The sequence below is a fragment of the Pseudodesulfovibrio thermohalotolerans genome (assembly GCF_021353295.2).
Taxonomy (GTDB): domain Bacteria; phylum Desulfobacterota; class Desulfovibrionia; order Desulfovibrionales; family Desulfovibrionaceae; genus Pseudodesulfovibrio; species Pseudodesulfovibrio thermohalotolerans.
On the sequence record NZ_CP120635.1, the window covers coordinates 1567604 to 1584636 of the forward strand.

Sequence of the window (17033 nt, forward strand, 5' to 3'; positions counted from 1 at the left end):
CCATTTTACTTCTCGTGTTTGTAGAAGGGGACGTTTTCAGGTGCGATGGGCGTGTTGCCGAGGATGATGTCCGCAGCCTTTTCCGCGATCATCATGGTCGGGGCGTAGATATTGCCGTTGGTCACGTAAGGCATGACCGAGGCATCGACTACTCGCAACCCTTCCACGCCGTGGACGCGCAGAGCAGGATCAGTGACCGCCATATCATGGGTGCCCATAGCGCAGGTGCAGCTCGGATGGTAGGCGGATTCGCCTTCGCGGGCCACGAAATCGAGGATTTCCTCATCGGTCTGGGCCTGCTTGCCGGGTGCCAGCTCCTTTCCACGGAATTCGTCAAAGGCGGGCTGGGTCATGATTTCACGGGTTTTGCGGATAGCCTCGACCCATTCGCGTTTTTCCTGCTCGGTGGAGAGGTAGTTGAACAGGATGCTCGGATGTTCCTTGGGGTCGGCGGACTTGATCTTCACATGCCCGCGCACGTCGGTGTTCATGGGGCCTACGTGGACCTGGTAACCGTGCCCCTCGTTGGGGGCGGAGCCATCGTAGCGGATGGCAATGGGCAGGAAGTGGTACTGGATATTGGGGTATTCCACCTGGTCGTTGCCGCGGATGAAGCCACCGGCCTCGAAGTGGTTGGTGGCAGCCTCACCCTTGCCTGCGAACAGCCACTTGGCTCCGATCCAGGGTTGGTTGTACCACTTGAGGCAGGGAAACATGGAAACAGGCTTCTTGCATGCGTACTGGACGTAGAGTTCCAGGTGGTCCTGCAGGTTCTCGCCCACGCCGGGGAGGTCCTGAACCACGTCGATGCCAAGGGCGGACAGCTCAGAGCCGTTACCCACACCGGAAATCTGGAGCAACTGCGGGGAGTTGATGGCGCCGCCGCAGGATATAATCTCGCCACCGTATGCCTTGAAAAGCTTTTTGAGCGGGCCGCGCGTATACTCGACGCCAACGGCGCGTTTGCCTTCGAACAGGATACGGGTGGCCTGCGCCAGGCACTTGATGTCCAGGTTGCGGCGGTTTTTGACCGGGTGGACGTATGCGCGGGCTGCGTTCCAGCGACGGCCCTGGTAAGTGGTGCGGTCGAACTTGCCGAATCCTTCCTGCTGGTAGCCGTTGACGTCCTTGGTCACGGGATAGCCTGCTTCCTGAACCGCCTTGAAGAAGGCGTCGAAGAGCGGGCTCTCATTGTCTGGCTCGGTTAGGTAGAGTGGGCCGACTGCGCCCTGGTACTCATCGGCTCCGGCCGTGCGACCTTCAAAGCGTTTGAAGTAGGGCAGGCAGTGGGCATAGGACCAGTTTTCCAGGCCGTCTTCCTTGGACCACTTTTCGTAGTCCATGGCGTTGCCGCGAATGTGGATCATGCCGTTGATGCAGCTGGAGCCGCCGAGAACCTTGCCGCGCGGCTGGTAGATGCGGCGGTTGTTCATGTGCGGTTCGGGATCGGAATCATACCACCAATTGTAAGTCTTGCCTGCCAGTGGATAGGTCAGGGCCGCAGGCATGTGGATGCGAAAGTCGAACTTGAAATCGGGAAGTCCCGCTTCAAGAACGAGGACTTTGTTGTTCGGATTGGCACTCAGGCGGTTGGCGAGGACGGAACCGGCGGAACCGCCACCAACGATGATGTAATTGTAGTGTTTCATGATCTGTATTCTTTCTTGTGGCTATTGGTTTTCGTCTTGAAGGAATTCGGCGGCCGGTTCATTGGTGGGGGCGGCCTTTTCGTCGATACATTTGCGTAGCAGCACATAGTGGTGGCCGATGAACGCGAGGGCGCGCATGAGTTCGCCGTCGGCGATGGCCTTGGCTGTGTCACTCCAGTTGGCGGCGGCCCTTTTTCGATAGGTCGGGTCTTCGTACAAAGAGTAGTCGTGGGAGCTGAACCCCATCTGCAGGGCGTGCATCACCCACTCAAAAAGAGGATTGCGAGCCATCTTGGCCAGCATGATGTTCAATTGCCGATCCAGCTCGCTGGTCGCGAGGAAGTCTGGTTCACCTTCACGAAGCATGGATTCCAGGCGAAGAGCTTCCTTGAGCAATTCCTCTTTTTCGGCCTTCTTTGCATGTGTGATGGCCAATTGGGTAATGGTTTGGTCCAGTGATTCGCGGAATTCGATCAGCTTTTCCGGATTCACAGGATGTTGCTTGAGGAACAGAGCAAGGGATTCGGACACGTTGCCCACATCCAATTGCCGGACATAAGCGCCGCCCTTGGCACCCTTTTTTACTTCAAGAAGGCCCTTTTGCTTCAGTATTTTGATTGCCTCCCGGATGACACCGCGCCCGGTGCCGAACTGGGATTGCATTTCTCGTTCACTTGGCAATCGTTCGCCGGGAGAAAGCCTGCCATCCACTATGGCGGCTTCTATCTGGAGGGCTACCTCCTCGCTGGCGCGCCCGGCCTGAACAGGAAGGAAAAGGGGTGAAATCGTGTCTAGCGCAGTCAAAAGGTATTACCTATGATGTGAATTTTTGCGTTATTTTCGTGGATATGCCAATTTTTGCCACATTTGGTAGGACCATTTTAGGCAAGATTTGCTCAGAACGTCAAGGGTGGGGGTAACCCTTTGAATGGACGGGTGATTATTGCCGTCTCTCGAAGTCATGAAGTACGGGATCGGCCACACCGGGAAAACTGTTCGCTTCAAGAGCATGTGTGGCTTATGTGGGATGCTGAAGTTCTCCATTGGATACCCAATGTGAGGCAGGTGATCTTCATTATGTTGTATTCGAATCTGCCATGCCAGGTGCTGCGAATTTAGAGCTTAGAGGTAAAAAATGTGTCCGGTATATGTCCGCTTTTTTCGCGACGCCATGCGAAAAGCGGCGACATCCCGCGTTTTCTGCACCTTTGCTCAAAAGCATTTCGAAGTGGCTTGGCGGCGATAAGTCTTTTGTTTTTGAATGGTTATTTGAGTGGTTTGGTTGAGTGCCAACGAAAATGGCATTCAAGAGGTCGTGGGTTTAATGTCTTCCGGTTTTGTCACTAATCCCAAGAGCTAATCATTACACAGTCTCCTTGCACAGGTCCTGTGGCTCCGTACCGATTTCCGAGATATCCAGATCGGTGACCGAGTTCATGACTTCCTGGGGGGATTCGGCGACAACTTCCTGGTAATGGCGCAAGATCATTGTGGGATCGGCGTGGCCGACGATTATTGATATGGCCTTAAGATCGCATTTTTTTCGAAGCGCTTGGGAAATGGAATGGTGTCGACAATCGTAGGGGCGAATGCGGCGGCCGATGTCAGCTCTTTTGAGCGTGCTGCCCCAGGTTGTTTTGAAGGAATCGATCGGTTTGCTTCTCCAATGGATGATGTGTTCCGTGAGGCCGTTGGCCATGTCGATCTCTCGCCATATGCGAAGGGCAACTGTCACTGCTGGCTTGAGGTCGATATCGCGGTGGGGAATGTTCGGATTTTTGTCGGCTGAATAGATGCGGATCTTGGTGCAGTCTTCTGAAACATGAGACCATCGAATGTCGAACAATTCACTCGGCCCGACACGACAGCCAGTACCGACTCCAATAACGACAACTCGCCTGACGTGATCTCGTGCGGCCTTCAGGATGCGGTTGATCTCTTCCGGAGTGGGGGCCGAAGGCTTGTTGTTCGGCCCCCGAGGAGCCTTGAAGCTGCGAATCGGATTTTCTTCGATCAACTCTGATCTACAGCTCAGTTCAGCGCAGATTTAACTATGCCGACTTTGCGGTTGATGGTGCATTGGCTACAGCCATTGAATTTGCGCTTGATTGTTTTGGTATGACGACCATTCTTGTCGAAATATACTTGGTCGATGATTTTGCTTTTACGCAGTTCTATTACGACTTCGCGCATGTCGGCCTTGCATAGTTCAGCCACAGGAATGTCGTGTCCGGTTTAGCTGAAAGAAAAACGTCCAAAATCTCCGGGAATTGTGTTATGATATTGGTGTCTAACCAATGAATAACAAAGGAGAATTTTGACGTAGCTCACAGTGACACAATCCTTGCTCAACTGCTATCCCTGATTCCGAGACATGTTTTTACGCAAGTCGAACGCGAGTTTCCGAGCGAACGAAAAGCCCGTGTCTTCAGCCGCTGGAATCAATTTGTCTGCCTTGCATTTATCCATATCGCGGCTCGGCATTCCATGCGCGATGGCTTGCGCAACCTCGCAGTAAACGCAAGAAAGCTTTACCACTTGGGAGCCAAGCCGGTGGCTCGCTCTACCTTTGCCGATGCCAATAGCAATCGTCCGGCAGCGTTCTTTCAGGCCCTGTTCGGTGCGGTGTACAAACAGTGCCAAGCCATCGCTCCCAGCCACAAATTCCGTTTCAAAAACAAGCTGTTCAGCCTCGACGCATCGACTGTCAAACTGAGCCTTGACCAATTTCCTTGGGCTTCGTTTCGAGAAAACCGGGGAGGGATCAAGCTCCACGCGCTCCTGGACCATGACGGCTATATCCCGTCTTTCCTGGAGATATCCAATGCGCGAAAACACGAATCCAAAGTCGCTCAGGCACTCACATTGCCCAAGGGTTCCATCGTCGTGTTCGACCGAGGCTACGTCTGCTATCGGTGGTTCGCCGCACTCATGGAGGCGGGTGTTTTCTTCGTAACCAGACAGAAGAAAAACATGTCCTACAAGGTCCTCAAACGTCGACCCGTCAACAAAAAACAGGGCATAACTTCCGACCAGATCATTCAGGTTATGAGTGGCGGAAAGCCGCTCAAATTGCGGCGCGTGGGGTACCGCGATGCCAAAACCGGTGAGCACTTCGTATATCTGACCAGCCATTTCTCGCTTGCAGCAAGATCGGTTGCGGAAATCTACAAGGAGCGCTGGCAGATAGAGATTTTCTTCCGGCTGATCAAACAGAATTTGAAAATCAAAAGATTCATCGGGACATCGGAAAATGCCGTGCTTTCGTAAATCTACGTGGCCATGATCATGTATCTGCTGGTGGCGTTCCTGAAATTTACGTCTAGGATCGGCTGGCCCATTCAGGAGATGTTGCAATTGCTGCAGCTGAACGTATTCAAGCGTACAGGGCTGGAAACATTTTTCAGTCCGCCAGGAGAAATGTCAAAGATCAAAAATGATTATCCGTTGTTAGGAATGGCGAGTTAACCGGACACGATTGAGTCTGACTAGACTTTTCGCAGCTCTCAAATCAAACAACTAACGATGATGGAATGTATCCCGCCCTAAAAAGCTTGCATAGAACAGACTTTCTATATATCAATAAATCTTGATATAAGGATTTGGCAAGAAACGGAAAGCGGTGAAAAACCGCTGCGGACGCGCCGCTGTAACCGGCAAACCCGTTGATGACCACCTTTTTGGGGGAAGGGATTCAACACGATGGGGCCGGAAGCCAGAAGACGTCTTGCCAGAGAGCAACCGCCTCGCGATCAGGTTAGGATGGCAGAAAACAACTCAGACCAGGATCATTCCCACGCTGTGTTTCTCTCAACCATCGCAAGGCACGCTCTACGTCTTTCACCCTGAAACATGGAGTAGACATGAACGCGCACGTATTGGGTTTCCCCAGGATGGGGAAAAATCGTGAACTCAAATGGGCCCTCGAAAAATTCTGGAGAGGGGAAACAAACGAAGCTGAACTTATCAAGGTTGGCGAGCACCTCAAGAAGCATCACTGGGAGATCCAGGCCAAGGCGGGCATGGACCTGCTGCCAGTTGGCGACTTCTCATTTTACGACCACATCCTCGACACCATCACCATGCTCGGAGCTATTCCTCCCCGATTCCGGTGGGATGGCAAAGAAGTTGACCTTGAAACATATTTCCATATGGCACGGGGAGATGCGGAAAAGGGTATCCCGGCCATGGAGATGACCAAATGGTTCGATTCCAACTACCATTACATCGTCCCGGAATTGACCAGAGACACGCGATTCCAAAAAACCGGCTCCCGGCTTCTCAAAGAAACCACCACTGTCAGGGACCTCGGGTATTCTCCGAAGCCCGTTCTGGTGGGGCCGATCACCTTTCTTTCGCTCGCCAAGGAGACCGACGGCTGTAGTCGTTGGGATCACCTTGAAGGGCTAGCTGACGCTTATTGTGATATTCTCGCCGAGCTGGACGGCCAATGCTCCTGGATTCAAATCGACGAACCGATCCTCTGTACGGACATTTCAGAGGAAGCTGATGAAGCCTTCCGGCTTGTCTATGCAAAGATGAAGAAGGTCACCGTCAGCTCCCGTCTTTTGCTCACCACGTATTTCGGTGGGCTTGGCGACAATCGCGATCTCACACTGTCATTGCCCATCGACGGCATCCATTTGGATTTGGTGCGCACCCCCGAACAACTGAAAGACATCATCCACAAGCTGCCGCCACACGTTACCCTGTCCCTCGGCCTGGTTGACGGGCGAAACGTCTGGAAGACTGAACTCGAAACTGCCTTCAGACGTGTGAACGCGAGCAGACAGCAGTTGAAAGCAAGCCGCATAATGATCGGCTCCAGCTGTTCGTTGCTCCACTCTCCAATGGATCTCTCCGCTGAAACGGAGTTGGATGGGGAGTTGAAGCAGTGGATGGCTTTCGCTGTGCAAAAGTGCGATGAAATTGCAGCCTTGAAGCTTGCTGCGGAAGGGGCAGACAAGCCGAAGATATTCGCAGAGAACAAAGCTTCGCTTCTCGCACGAGGTGCCCACTGTCATGTCGTGGACAAGGAGACCCGAAACCGACTTCAGACAATCACTCCCGAAATGTATGACCGGACATCCGACTTTGCTAAACGGTCTGCCATCCAGAAGAAACAGTTGAACCTCCCTCTCTTCCCGACAACAACTATCGGTTCTTATCCGCAAACCGACGAGATCCGCAAAACGCGTCTGCAATATAAAAAGGGCGAACTGTCGAATGCCGAATACAAGGAAACCATGAAGGGACATATCGCAGAAGTCGTGGCTCATCAGGAAGAATTGGGACTTGATGTTTTGGTCCACGGCGAACCGGAACGTAACGACATGGTCGAATACTTCGGCCAACAACTCAAGGGATTCTGCTTCACGCAAAACGGCTGGGTGCAAAGCTACGGTAGCCGCTGCGTCAAGCCGCCCATCATTTACGGTGATATATCCCGCCCGGAGCAAATGACCGTGGATTGGGCCGTGTACGCCCAGAGCCTCACGAACAAGCCCATGAAAGGGATGCTGACCGGGCCGGTTACCATCCTGTGCTGGAGCTTCGTGCGCAACGACATTCCGCGTGAAGTGGTCTGCCGCCAGATAGCCCTCGCCATACGCGACGAGGTTCTTGACCTCGAAGCCGCTGGCATCGGCATCATCCAGATCGACGAAGCCGCGCTCCGGGAGGGTATGCCCATTCGTAAGGATCAGCAGGAAGCATATCTTCGTTGGGCCGTGGATTGTTTCAGGCTGACTGCAGGCGGCGTACAGGATACCACTCAGATTCATTCACACATGTGCTACAGCGAATTCAACGTCATCATGAAATGGATCGCTGAAATGGACGCCGACGTCATCAGCATCGAAGCCAGCCGCAGCGGCATGGAGTTGCTCGAAGCCTTCAATGCATACGAATATCCGGCGGAAATCGGCCCCGGGGTGTATGACATACACAGCCCGAGGATTCCCTCCGAGGATGAAATCTACTCGCTCCTTCAAAAGGCGCTGAAGGTAATCCCCGCTGAACGTCTTTGGGTTAACCCTGACTGCGGCCTCAAAACCCGTGCTTGGGTCGAGACGCTTGTCTCCCTAAAAAACATGGTTTGCGCTGCCCTCAAATTGCGTGAATCATACGCCTAACCCTCTACACACACCAAAAGGGCAGGTGTAAAGTCCCCCATCTTAGGGCCAGCTAGTAGTAGAGGCTTCCCGCCGTTTTTTGGTGAGAGCCCAGAGGGCAGGGGGTACCCCCTGCCCTCTGGGCTGCAAATTCCACTGGCGTCATGTCGCCTAGCGATTCATGAGGCCGATCTTCGTTGTACTCCCTGATAAATCTCTCCGTGCATTCACGCACTTCGCTCAAGCTATCGAAGATATACAAGTCCAAGACCTCTTCCCGATAGGTCCGGTTGAAACGCTCAATATATGAGTTTTGCGTCGGCTTGCCTGGCTGTATGAACTCCAGCCCAACACCGTGCTGATCAGCCCAGGCTGCCATGGCCGAACTGGCAAATTCAGGTCCGTTGTCCATCCTCAGCTTTTCCGGGTAACGACCTCTTTCTTCGGCTACCCGGTCAAGTACCCTGAGCACTCTTCCGGCTGGCAGGTTGGTGTCTACTTCCACGGCAAGCACCTCTCGATTGAAATCGTCAACAGCATTAAATGTTCTGAAAGCCCGCCCGCTGTAGAGAGTGTCACGCATGAAATCAATCGACCAACAATGGTTCGCCAGCAGCGGCTGGGCCACGGCTTTCCTTGTCCTTTGGGGGCGACGTTTCTTTGCCTTGCGTTTCAAATTCATTTTCAACAAGCAATAAACCCGCCAGACGCGTTTGTGATTCCAAGGGGTCCCCTGCTTGCGAAGCACAGCAAAAAGCTTACTGAAGCCCCATGTGGGCTTTTTCTCGGCCAGTTCAGTCAAAGCGGCGATGACGGTACTATCGTCGCGCGGATGAGGCTTGTACGCGTAGTAGCTCCGGCTGACGCCAAGAGCTGTACAAGCCTTGCGGACACTCATCTCGAACTCACAGATCATGTGCGTGACGAGCTGTTTTCGCTGAACCGGCCTCAGAGTTTTTTTTCGATGACATCCTTGAGAGCCATGTTTTCCAGGCTCAGATCCGCAAACATCTGCTTGAGCTTACGGTTTTCTGCCTCAAGGTCTTTCATCCGCTCTATGTCGGACGCCTCCATGCCGCCGTACTTGGACTTCCATTTGTAGTACGTAGCGTTGCTCACGCCGTGCTCTCGGCTGACGTCCTTGACCGTCCGTCCACTTTCCACGGATTTCAAAATCCGCACGATCTGGTGCTCAGTGAATCTTGATTTGCGCATGTGAAACTCCTGGGCGCAGTTTGGGCCAGAAGTCTCTACTTTGCAATGGACCTACTATACGGGGACTTTACAACCAGCACGATAGGGAAAAAGGAGCCAATTATGGATAATATGTTTATCGTGCGTGATGATTGGAAATTTGAACTCCACATGCCTGAAGAGCTTGGCGGAGATATGGGCGAAACCCACTACTGGGCCGTGGAGGTTTTCGAACAATCGTTCCTTTTTCACGTATATTTCTACTTTCCAGTACAGGATGAAATCGAACCTGGTGCCACCAGGAGAATACGTATGATCGTGGGCGACATAGGGGCCATCATCGCGAGCATAAAAAGCGGCTGCATAACTGAAGCTTCTATCTTGCTTCAGTACTTTGAATGGGTAAGCCCGGATGGGAATGAAGGCATTTCCGGCCTTCAGGAAGTTATCTCGGCCACCGACAAAGCCGGGCAGCCCGCCTATCTCTACGTGTGCAAGAATGGCATGCGGTTTGTCGATTCATTGTTAACGCGATCTGAAGAAGAGCTAACTTTAGGACAAGTGATATATTCTAATGAGACCTAGCCGCCTGATTGGGTAAATCCTGTATCCCACCGCACCTGAAAGGGAGCTTGACCGGCAGCCTGAAAGGCGTCGGTCAAGCTCCCAACAATCTATTTCATCCACTGCTTCAATCGTTTCTTGTTGCGCTTCCAGCAGCGGTCTCCCAAATCAGCTCGGGGAACGTCATCCCAACTATTGGGGAGATTGTTTCCCCTTCGGCTTGGACGAACGAATTCAGGATAGGCAGCAGCTTCCCGCCGCTCCTGAGTTGTCTTGGGATATTTGACGATTTGAGGCCAGCGCCAATAAAGGCCTCCGGTCCGAGGGACGGGATCTCGACGGTAAACCATAATAACCCTCCAATGTTGTTAGGCATTGCAGGGTGTCGAGAACGTGGAGTGAGAACATGCGGGTTTTCAAAAGTTGAGTAGGTTGATTGTTGGTTATTTGTTTTTTAGTTCGTTGCTATAATCGACGAGTTTTTCGACTAATCGGTCAACATCAGTGTAGGGATTGAGTTCGTATATTGGCTTGCCCTCGCCGACGGCTTCCCAGTGCTTTCTTATGCGCTTAGCTGCTGCGCATGCGTTGTTTTGTTTCATCTTGATGATGTCATATATGTCTATTTGGTTCTTCTCATAATTTGGAATGTTGGCTTCAAGCTGTTCTTTGATTAATTTCTCGCACTTGGCTTTTTGTGCCGTAGTGTAGGTGAAGTGGCATAAAATCCAAAATTCGAAACAAACGCTTGAAAAAGCTATATTAAAAGAATTTGCTAGCGCTTGGTCAAACCCTTGTGCATGCATAGTATAGCCGTCTTTATCAACAACAATCCAATATTCGTCATCGACTATACCGTATCTGTTGTTCTTTTTTAATTCCTTCGCCTCATTCACCAAACCAACAAGATTTGTCTTGTCGCTGTCTATCACTTTGACTTTTGCCAGTTCACCTGGAAAATTTAAAGAGTTGATTAATGCTCTAAAGTAGTTTGGCTCAGTTTTTTTCCCTTCACAAAAAATGAAGATGCTAGGGAAAATCGGGCGTGTCGCTTTTTTTCTAGGCCTCGCCATTTGAAACCTCTTCTTCGTCCTCAAAGGGAATGAACAGGTTCCGGTTTATAAACGGTAATGCTCCAAATTTGCCTTTAAGATACCAACTGCCAAAATTGGTGCCCTTTCTTACGATATTTTTTCCAAATTCAAGGAGACTAAAAAGGGATGTCGCCCCGTAGTTGTCCTTTTGCGTAAACCATATTTGATCTCGTCTAAAAATATCAGATGTAAGAGTAATAATATCGTGTGTCGAAAATATTAACTGGGCGTTAAAGGGATTTGTTTTTTTACTGTGGAAAAGACTGATTATGAACTTTGTAATATCTGGGTGTAGGCTGGTGCTGATCTCATCAATGATTAAGGTGGAGCCAGCTTGTAATGTTTCAATAACCGGTCCAGCTAAGTCGAATAATTGTATTGTTCCTTGTGACTCCTTCATGATGTCAAATTCTTGAACCCCAATAAGTTCTTCTCCATTGTATTTGTCATGAACGGCAAAAGGTCTACTGGCTAAATCTTTTTTAATCAATTCAAGGAATTCATCGGGTATTGCAGGGGCTCCTTCGATTTTGAGACCCTCTACACTGTCCATTTTAACTTCTTTCACTCGGATACCCTGAATCCCTGTATCTGCGGCCTTCAAAAGCTGAGTTAGTTTTTGGGCAAAGGTATCAGAGTGTTCGCCTGTAAGTTGTCTTCTCGTGTAAGAGTCCAGTTCCATACCACCAATTATTCCAACCGATCGGAAGCTGCTTATGCAGTCTCTAAAAAAGCGATATATTACGTTTAGAGGATGGTCTTTAGTATTTCCTGCAACCGATAAGAAAAGCTGATTGTCAAGAAGTATACTTTCAATCGTCTGCTTCTTTCCTTTGAGGTATTCCCCCCATTTTACGGGCGAATCACTTTCTCTCTTGAAAAGGGTGCTTGGTTTTGTGCTTTTAAAAATCAGTAATTCTTCAGACAAAATAAATTTTTTATTGTATGAGATGCTATAGTTGTACCGCTGATTAGTTTCTTTTTCATATAAATCAGGAGCAAGAAATTCTATTTCGAATTTTGTTGGTTTATTTTCGTATTGCTCGTCAAGACGATGCGGTTCGTAATAACTGATTATTTCATCAATTTTATATTCCATTGATGACAATACGAGTTCTCTGAACAACAAAAGTGCTTCCAGAAGTGTCGTTTTACCCGACGCATTGGCCCCGTATATTGCCGCAGTTTTAAGAATAGCAATATCGCTGGGCTGATCTGTCGTGAGATAGTTTTCGGGATGATTATCTTTTTCGCCTTCGGCAATAAGGCTTAAAACCTGTTCGTTTTTAATCGATCTGAAGTTGTCGACTACGAATTCTATGATCATGGTTTTCTCCGGTTAAATTCGCTATTTTGAAAAAAGAGCACGAAAATGACTTTTTGACAATAGTTTTGTCTTGTTTTGCGGTTGCATTACTCATGCCATGCCTAGCCGTCAAGTGGTGCTTGTCGGCTATCGTATGTTATTGGGCGGATGCCAAGGTACATGAAAGCATACGAGTTTTCGTAAGTGATTGATTTCGTATGTACTATAGATTGGTCGGGCGGCCGTATTGATTACGGATCAGATACGCTGTCGAATGCTCATTGTCGGAGCCGCCGATGTCTCACTGTATGGGTAGCAATAGGGTAGCATAAAGATAAAGGGTTTACGGAATATCTCCGTAAACCCTTAATTTTTATGGTCGGGATGAGAGGATTTGAACCTCCGATCTCTGCGTCCCGAAGGCGGCGATCATCACTGTAACCATTGTTATTACAGGACTTTTTTTATCACGGTTACACAAAAAACAGTCTAAAATATGCCTGAAATGTAACCGGATGTGTAACCGGATGTAACCGGCATCATTCCGTTGGCTCCGTAGTGTCCACGCCGTTTTTGTCTGCCAGATCCGGGATCTCGAGGTCGGGGATTTCGAGAACCGTGTCACGCATCCGCTTCGGGACGACGTGTTTGTAACGGCGCATGATCATCGTCTGGTCTGCATGGCCCATAAGCGTTGCGATCGTCTTCGGGTCGCCTCCGTAGCCGTCGTTTCCGTTTTCAAGGGCCTCGGTAGCGAACGAGTGACGGAGGTCGTACGGGCGGATGCGGCGGGTGATGCCGGCACGTTCCAGGGTAGCTGACCAAGCCGTCTTGATCGTGTTGATCGGCTCACCTTTCCAGTGGACGATGTGCTTGATCCCGTTCTCTTCGTCCTGCTTCCGCCAGATCTGCATCACGTCGGAGACGATCGGCTTGATCGCCAAGTCCCGGTATTGGATTTCCAGGTTCTTGTTGGCCGACCATATTCGGAGCACGTCGTTGTCGCCGTCGATAGACACGTCTTCCCACTTCATCTTGAACAACTCGCTCGGTCCAACCCTGGCTCCTGTCCCCATGCCGAGTACGACAACACGCCTGACATGTTCACTCGCCACGGCCATGATCCTGTTTGCCTCCTCGATAGAAGGGGGCGGGATGATGAGGTCTGCTCCACGGGGTGCCGAAAAGCGTATGATAGGGTTTTCGTGAATCAGTTCTTCGTCTTCCGCCCAGTTCAAGGCGGCTTTGACAATCGAGATCTTGCGGTTGATCGTGTTCTGCTTGCAACCGGGGTAATCAATCCTGATCCCCTTTTTATCCTTGTAGTCACGCAGGATGAACCTTGGTTCACGAAGAAAACGGACCACTGCCCGCATGTCGGCCTTGGTCAGCTCAGTTGCCGGGATGTGGCCGATCATCGGCCTTACGTATTTGAGGTGGAGAAGGGTGTCGCGAAGGTTCTTCTTGGAGAACCGCTTGGCTTTCAGGTAGAGGAGAAAAATGTCGTCGAAGGTCAGCGCCCCGTCGCTTTCCTCTGCGTGTTCGGTCGGTGCGAACGATGCCCTGTCGTTCTTTTTGCGCAACTTGACCTCGGCTTCCTTAAGGTCGGCCTCCTCTTTGGTTGCGAACGACTTCGACTCCCGTCCACCAGTTATTGGGTTGCGCCAATATACCAGCCACGGTTTTTGCGGCCGATTTTTTCGGTGTTGTATTGCCACGACTCCCTCCTTGTCGCGGCAAGGTAGCTCTCTGCGCTCGGAGGCGTCAACTACCTGCTAACTCGTCGACAAGCTTGCTGATCGGCTGATCAAGTGCGTGTGACCGGCGTTTTTTCAGCCGTGGGTCAGGCCTCGGCGGCGGTGTCTCCCGGTGCGGTACGGTCTTTTCCCCGGCTTCAACGATTTCTGACAGCCGCCACCGGAGACCCATGCCGCGACCAGACCCCAGGTCGGCGCACGGCTTGACCCCCCATGCCTGGAGCAACTTGCGCACAGCCCTGTCCGAGATCCTGAGGATCTCGGCCACCTCCGCCGTCGTCAAAAACATTTGCATCATCTCCATATCGACGGAATCGTACCACGCCGCAAATGCAAATCAACAACTATTTCAACAAGTTGACGATTCCTTGTTTTTGCATTACGCATAAACATGTTGAAATAACTGTATATTTTCAGATTGTGCAAAATACTGCATCAAAAAAAGTTTCGCAAAGTGCAACATTTGCACCGCATGGCGCAAAAAAAGGTGGAAGCCGGCGGCCTGTTTCCAGGGAGGTTCCCGCGGCTTCCAGGAGGAAGTGAGATGAGAATGGGTTGGGGCATGGCCCCGAGGAATCCAATCATCGCTCGGCGCAATCTCAAGAGTCAAGTTTTGGCGGGAAAAAAGATTTAAAAAGAGGAAGGCCCCGAAAGGGGCCTCATGTTGCCGGTGAATGGCGATCAGATCTCGCCCCTGGCCCTGGCCATCTCGTCGGCCTCGGCCTCGGCCAGGTCGAACCTGGAATAGTGGATTTCCCTGTTCAGTGGGCCTCCTGAGCCTCGGTCCTCTAAGAGACGGGCTGACACGGACACGTCGATCTCGTAGAGCAGGGCGGCGGTTTCGGCGTCGTCGTATTCGGTGGTGGTGTCGTAGTTGAAGTCGATCATGCCGTTGCCTCCAGGAGATTTGACGGGGCTGACAGGCGGGGGACTGGGACGGTGTATGCTCCGCGGAACGTGCCGGCTGACTCAGTTGTGTCGGGGAGGTCGGATTCGTGGCAGACGCCGACGATTGTTGCGACGAAATGGTCGTAGCCTATTTTGTCGGCTAGGATCAGGACGTAGTTGGTGTCACCGTTTCGCTCGTGCGGCCTGACGACCAGGTTGAAGCGTTCAGGGGCAGCCTTCCGCGACCTGCGAAGGGTGGTTTTGAAATCGATGCGGGAGGACCCGATCATTGCGTCAACTCCACCGTCGCCACGGTATTTGTCGGCGTTGCGGACTGTGCGCTCGTTTATGTATCTGGAGAGCCCTTCAACTGGGCCATGGAGAAATATCTGCCCGGCGAGTTCGCCGATTTGGCCGGTGAGGTTGGCTTCGAACTTGCTCTTCTTGCGGCCGTTCCCGTCCTTGATCTTGGACGGAGTGTCAAGGGTCGCTCCCCGTGCGAACTCGGCCGTCAGCTCGGCGACGCTGCCAGTTGTTTCGATAATCGGGCGGCCGCAATCGTCAACACTGACGTTGATCTCGGTTGTTCCTGCTTCCGATTGGCCTTGCAGGGCCTTCTCGGCTGCTCCTACGGCCTCCGCTACCGTCCTGCCTGGCCTGATGGCCTGGCCGTTGAAAGCGTCGATCACGTCGCTTTCGGAGACCGTCCGGACAGGGGCTATGTTGTCGCCGCTGACCCTGACCAGGACCGTGTTCAGCGCCCGTGTCTCGACAAGACAGTCGTGTCCGAGCCGCATCAGCTCCTTGGCGATCCCGTCGGCCTCACCCTTGTCTTCGTAGATGCCGGCGCAGCCGTCGATGGTGCCGCCGTTTGTAGTCAGGACCACGTGGACTTCACGTCCTTCCCCTGCCGATCTTCCTTCTTCCGTTCTTGTGTGCATCGCTCCTCCCAGAGCGTTTGCACACGGGCCTCCACGGCTCCGCCCTGGGGGCGCTGCGGCACTGTTTCCGCAGTCGCCCCCAACCGCCGCGTGTCGTTACTGAATCAGTTCGTCGATCAACTCAATTCCGATTGCCGCGCCAGTGGCCACGAGAAGCTCTCTCGTGTGTTTGTAGATGGCCCGTTTCACGTCGTCGTCGGCGTATGGGATCAATGCGTCAATCACGTACGGCAGATACGCCGTGACCAGTGCGCTGATCTCGTCGTTACACCGTTCCCCGGTCGAGCCATCGTACGCAGACAGCGCGACGATCTGGCTATCGATGTGCGCCAGCACAGCCGCGAACGCGCAGATCGCGTCTCTCGTGTCCGTTGCGGCCTGGACCGCGCCCATCTGATCGACGAGCAGGTACCGTCCGGCGTAGCCCGTAGCGTCGAGCGACAGGCCATCTTCTGTCCTGATAATTCTTCTTTTTGACCCCATTTTTTTCTCCTTCCTCGTTGCGGCTTTTTTATCGCATCGGCCAACCCCTTGGCCCAGGCGCTGTCGCCGTCATGAGCAGATTGGACACCCTCGAAATCCCAAAAGTCAATGGCGCAACGCCAAGAAATCGCTTGATAAAGCGCTGTTTCAAGTGGTCGTCAACATGGCGCACGGAAAAACCGGTGAGCGCCAGGTGTTTTTCTCCGGTGACACGCCAAAAAAAGACGTGCCACCGGCGGTTTTGAGCGGATTTTTGGGCTTAGAAGGGCGGATCGTCGAGGGGATCCCAGTACGGCAATGGGCCGATCAGCTCGGGCTCTGGGCAAGTCAGATCGCAGCGCTCAAGGGGGCGGCGACAGCTACCGAGACGTGTCGGATCGTCATACGAAGATTCGTAGATGACATCCTCATGGCAGTCGTGATCGCGGAGGAACGCCTCGTAATACGGGAAATCGCTGGCTTGGTGCAAGGGGTGCGGGCCATAGCGGAGATCGATGAGGTCGAACCCGACCAAGAACCTGGTCATAAGGCGGCTACCGGCCATGGCTCACCACCTTTCCGCAGCGGCTATGCTGACGGATGCGCGGGGCGTTATGCCGGCGGTGTTTGGAGATGACGCAGCCGCAGGAGCCATCGTCGTGGCCGAGTTTTCCGTTTTTATAGATGACGGGAGCACGGCGGGACTTTTTGGAGTCGCAAGGAGCGAACTCGTCGAACGCAGGCAGCAGGTCGACGAACATTTCTGGCGTAATGTCCATTTCGACGTCGATGATGCCGCTGTTGATATCGACGCAACCTGCCAAGATCACGTTTTCGGCACCGAAGACAACTTCAGCACCAGCAAGGAGATTTCCGCCAAGCTGCTCGACGAAGATCTTGTCCTTGGTGTATTCGATGCGCTTCACGACCCAGGATTTGAAGAGTGGGTGAAGTCGTTCGAAGTAGTTGATGTTTTTAGCTATTTCGCCATTGCCGTTCTTGGTGGTGCGGTCCTTTCCCACACTCGCTCCTTGACGTACAGACACCCTGTATTAGGTGCAGCCT

General features: G+C 52.2%; 17 protein-coding genes and 1 riboswitch. Of the genes, 4 read left to right on the forward strand and 13 right to left on the reverse strand.

Annotated elements, in window-relative coordinates; genetic code table 11:
- Positions 1-5: 5 nt before the first annotated feature.
- The 3 genes from betA to LF599_RS07290 form a co-directional block, all read right to left on the reverse strand.
- Positions 6-1649 (reverse strand): choline dehydrogenase, encoded by a 1644-nt coding sequence (gene betA / locus LF599_RS07280; RefSeq protein ID WP_279522836.1) that lies wholly within the window; start codon positions 1647-1649, stop codon positions 6-8.
- A gap of 21 nt (positions 1650-1670) precedes the next feature.
- Positions 1671-2453, reverse strand: coding sequence for a FadR/GntR family transcriptional regulator (locus LF599_RS07285; protein WP_279522837.1), 783 nt, complete (start codon positions 2451-2453; stop codon positions 1671-1673).
- Between the two features lie 559 nt (positions 2454-3012).
- Positions 3013-3666 carry a tyrosine-type recombinase/integrase gene (locus LF599_RS07290; protein ID WP_279522838.1) on the reverse strand — a complete coding sequence of 218 codons (654 nt, stop codon included), beginning with the start codon at positions 3664-3666 and terminating at the stop codon, positions 3013-3015.
- Between the two features lie 323 nt (positions 3667-3989).
- On the opposite strand from LF599_RS07290, the gene LF599_RS07295 reads away from it, so the two are divergent.
- From LF599_RS07295 to metE, 3 genes are all read left to right on the forward strand, one after another.
- Positions 3990-4919, forward strand: coding sequence for an IS4 family transposase (locus LF599_RS07295; protein WP_269943314.1), 930 nt, complete (start codon positions 3990-3992; stop codon positions 4917-4919).
- An 18-nt stretch (positions 4920-4937) separates the two neighbouring features.
- On the forward strand, positions 4938-5117 hold the full coding sequence (locus tag LF599_RS07300; RefSeq protein WP_269943040.1) for a hypothetical protein: 180 nt from the start codon (positions 4938-4940) through the stop codon (positions 5115-5117).
- A gap of 96 nt (positions 5118-5213) precedes the next feature.
- Positions 5214-5394: riboswitch (cobalamin riboswitch) on the forward strand.
- A 118-nt stretch (positions 5395-5512) separates the two neighbouring features.
- On the forward strand, positions 5513-7783 hold the full coding sequence (gene metE / locus LF599_RS07305) for a 5-methyltetrahydropteroyltriglutamate--homocysteine S-methyltransferase (protein WP_279522839.1): 2271 nt from the start codon (positions 5513-5515) through the stop codon (positions 7781-7783).
- Positions 7784-7835: 52 nt separating this feature from the next.
- On the opposite strand, the gene LF599_RS07310 is transcribed toward metE, so the two are convergent.
- A protein-coding gene (locus LF599_RS07310; RefSeq protein ID WP_404823727.1) for an IS3 family transposase occupies positions 7836-8977 on the reverse strand; the annotation gives its coding sequence in 2 pieces (ribosomal slippage) (positions 7836-8725 and positions 8725-8977; 1143 coding nt in all).
- Between the two features lie 102 nt (positions 8978-9079).
- Here LF599_RS07310 and LF599_RS07315 point away from each other — a divergent pair.
- The gene (locus LF599_RS07315) at positions 9080-9541 is read left to right on the forward strand and encodes a hypothetical protein (protein ID WP_269943042.1); all 462 of its coding nucleotides are present in this window, start codon (positions 9080-9082) and stop codon (positions 9539-9541) included.
- Positions 9542-9963: 422 nt separating this feature from the next.
- Here LF599_RS07315 and LF599_RS07320 read toward each other — a convergent pair whose 3' ends face one another.
- The 9 genes from LF599_RS07320 to LF599_RS07355 form a co-directional block, all read right to left on the reverse strand.
- Positions 9964-10593: an RloB family protein gene (locus LF599_RS07320; RefSeq protein WP_279522840.1), complete on the reverse strand. Its 630-nt coding sequence runs from the start codon at positions 10591-10593 to the stop codon at positions 9964-9966.
- Positions 10580-11941 (reverse strand): AAA family ATPase, encoded by a 1362-nt coding sequence (locus LF599_RS07325; protein ID WP_279522841.1) that lies wholly within the window; start codon positions 11939-11941, stop codon positions 10580-10582. The genes LF599_RS07320 and LF599_RS07325 overlap by 14 nt, the downstream gene beginning before the upstream one ends.
- Positions 11942-12459: 518 nt before the next feature.
- The gene (locus tag LF599_RS07330; protein ID WP_279522842.1) at positions 12460-13638 is read right to left on the reverse strand and encodes a tyrosine-type recombinase/integrase; all 1179 of its coding nucleotides are present in this window, start codon (positions 13636-13638) and stop codon (positions 12460-12462) included.
- Positions 13639-13684: 46 nt separating this feature from the next.
- Complete coding sequence (locus LF599_RS18295; protein WP_404823742.1) at positions 13685-13981, reverse strand: helix-turn-helix domain-containing protein; 297 nt, start codon at positions 13979-13981, stop codon at positions 13685-13687.
- Between the two features lie 377 nt (positions 13982-14358).
- A complete protein-coding gene (locus LF599_RS07335) occupies positions 14359-14565 on the reverse strand; it encodes a hypothetical protein (RefSeq protein ID WP_269943048.1) in 207 nt (68 codons plus the stop codon).
- Positions 14562-15452 carry a hypothetical protein gene (locus LF599_RS07340; RefSeq protein ID WP_269943049.1) on the reverse strand — a complete coding sequence of 297 codons (891 nt, stop codon included), beginning with the start codon at positions 15450-15452 and terminating at the stop codon, positions 14562-14564. Before LF599_RS07340 ends, LF599_RS07335 begins: the two co-directional genes overlap by 4 nt.
- A 150-nt stretch (positions 15453-15602) precedes the next feature.
- Positions 15603-15989, reverse strand: a complete 387-nt coding sequence (locus tag LF599_RS07345; RefSeq protein ID WP_279522843.1) for a hypothetical protein — start codon at positions 15987-15989, stop codon at positions 15603-15605.
- A 259-nt stretch (positions 15990-16248) separates the two neighbouring features.
- Positions 16249-16533: a hypothetical protein gene (locus LF599_RS07350; protein ID WP_279522844.1), complete on the reverse strand. Its 285-nt coding sequence runs from the start codon at positions 16531-16533 to the stop codon at positions 16249-16251.
- Positions 16523-16990, reverse strand: coding sequence for a hypothetical protein (locus tag LF599_RS07355; protein WP_269943052.1), 468 nt, complete (start codon positions 16988-16990; stop codon positions 16523-16525). The genes LF599_RS07350 and LF599_RS07355 overlap by 11 nt, the downstream gene beginning before the upstream one ends.
- Positions 16991-17033: the final 43 nt, after the last annotated feature.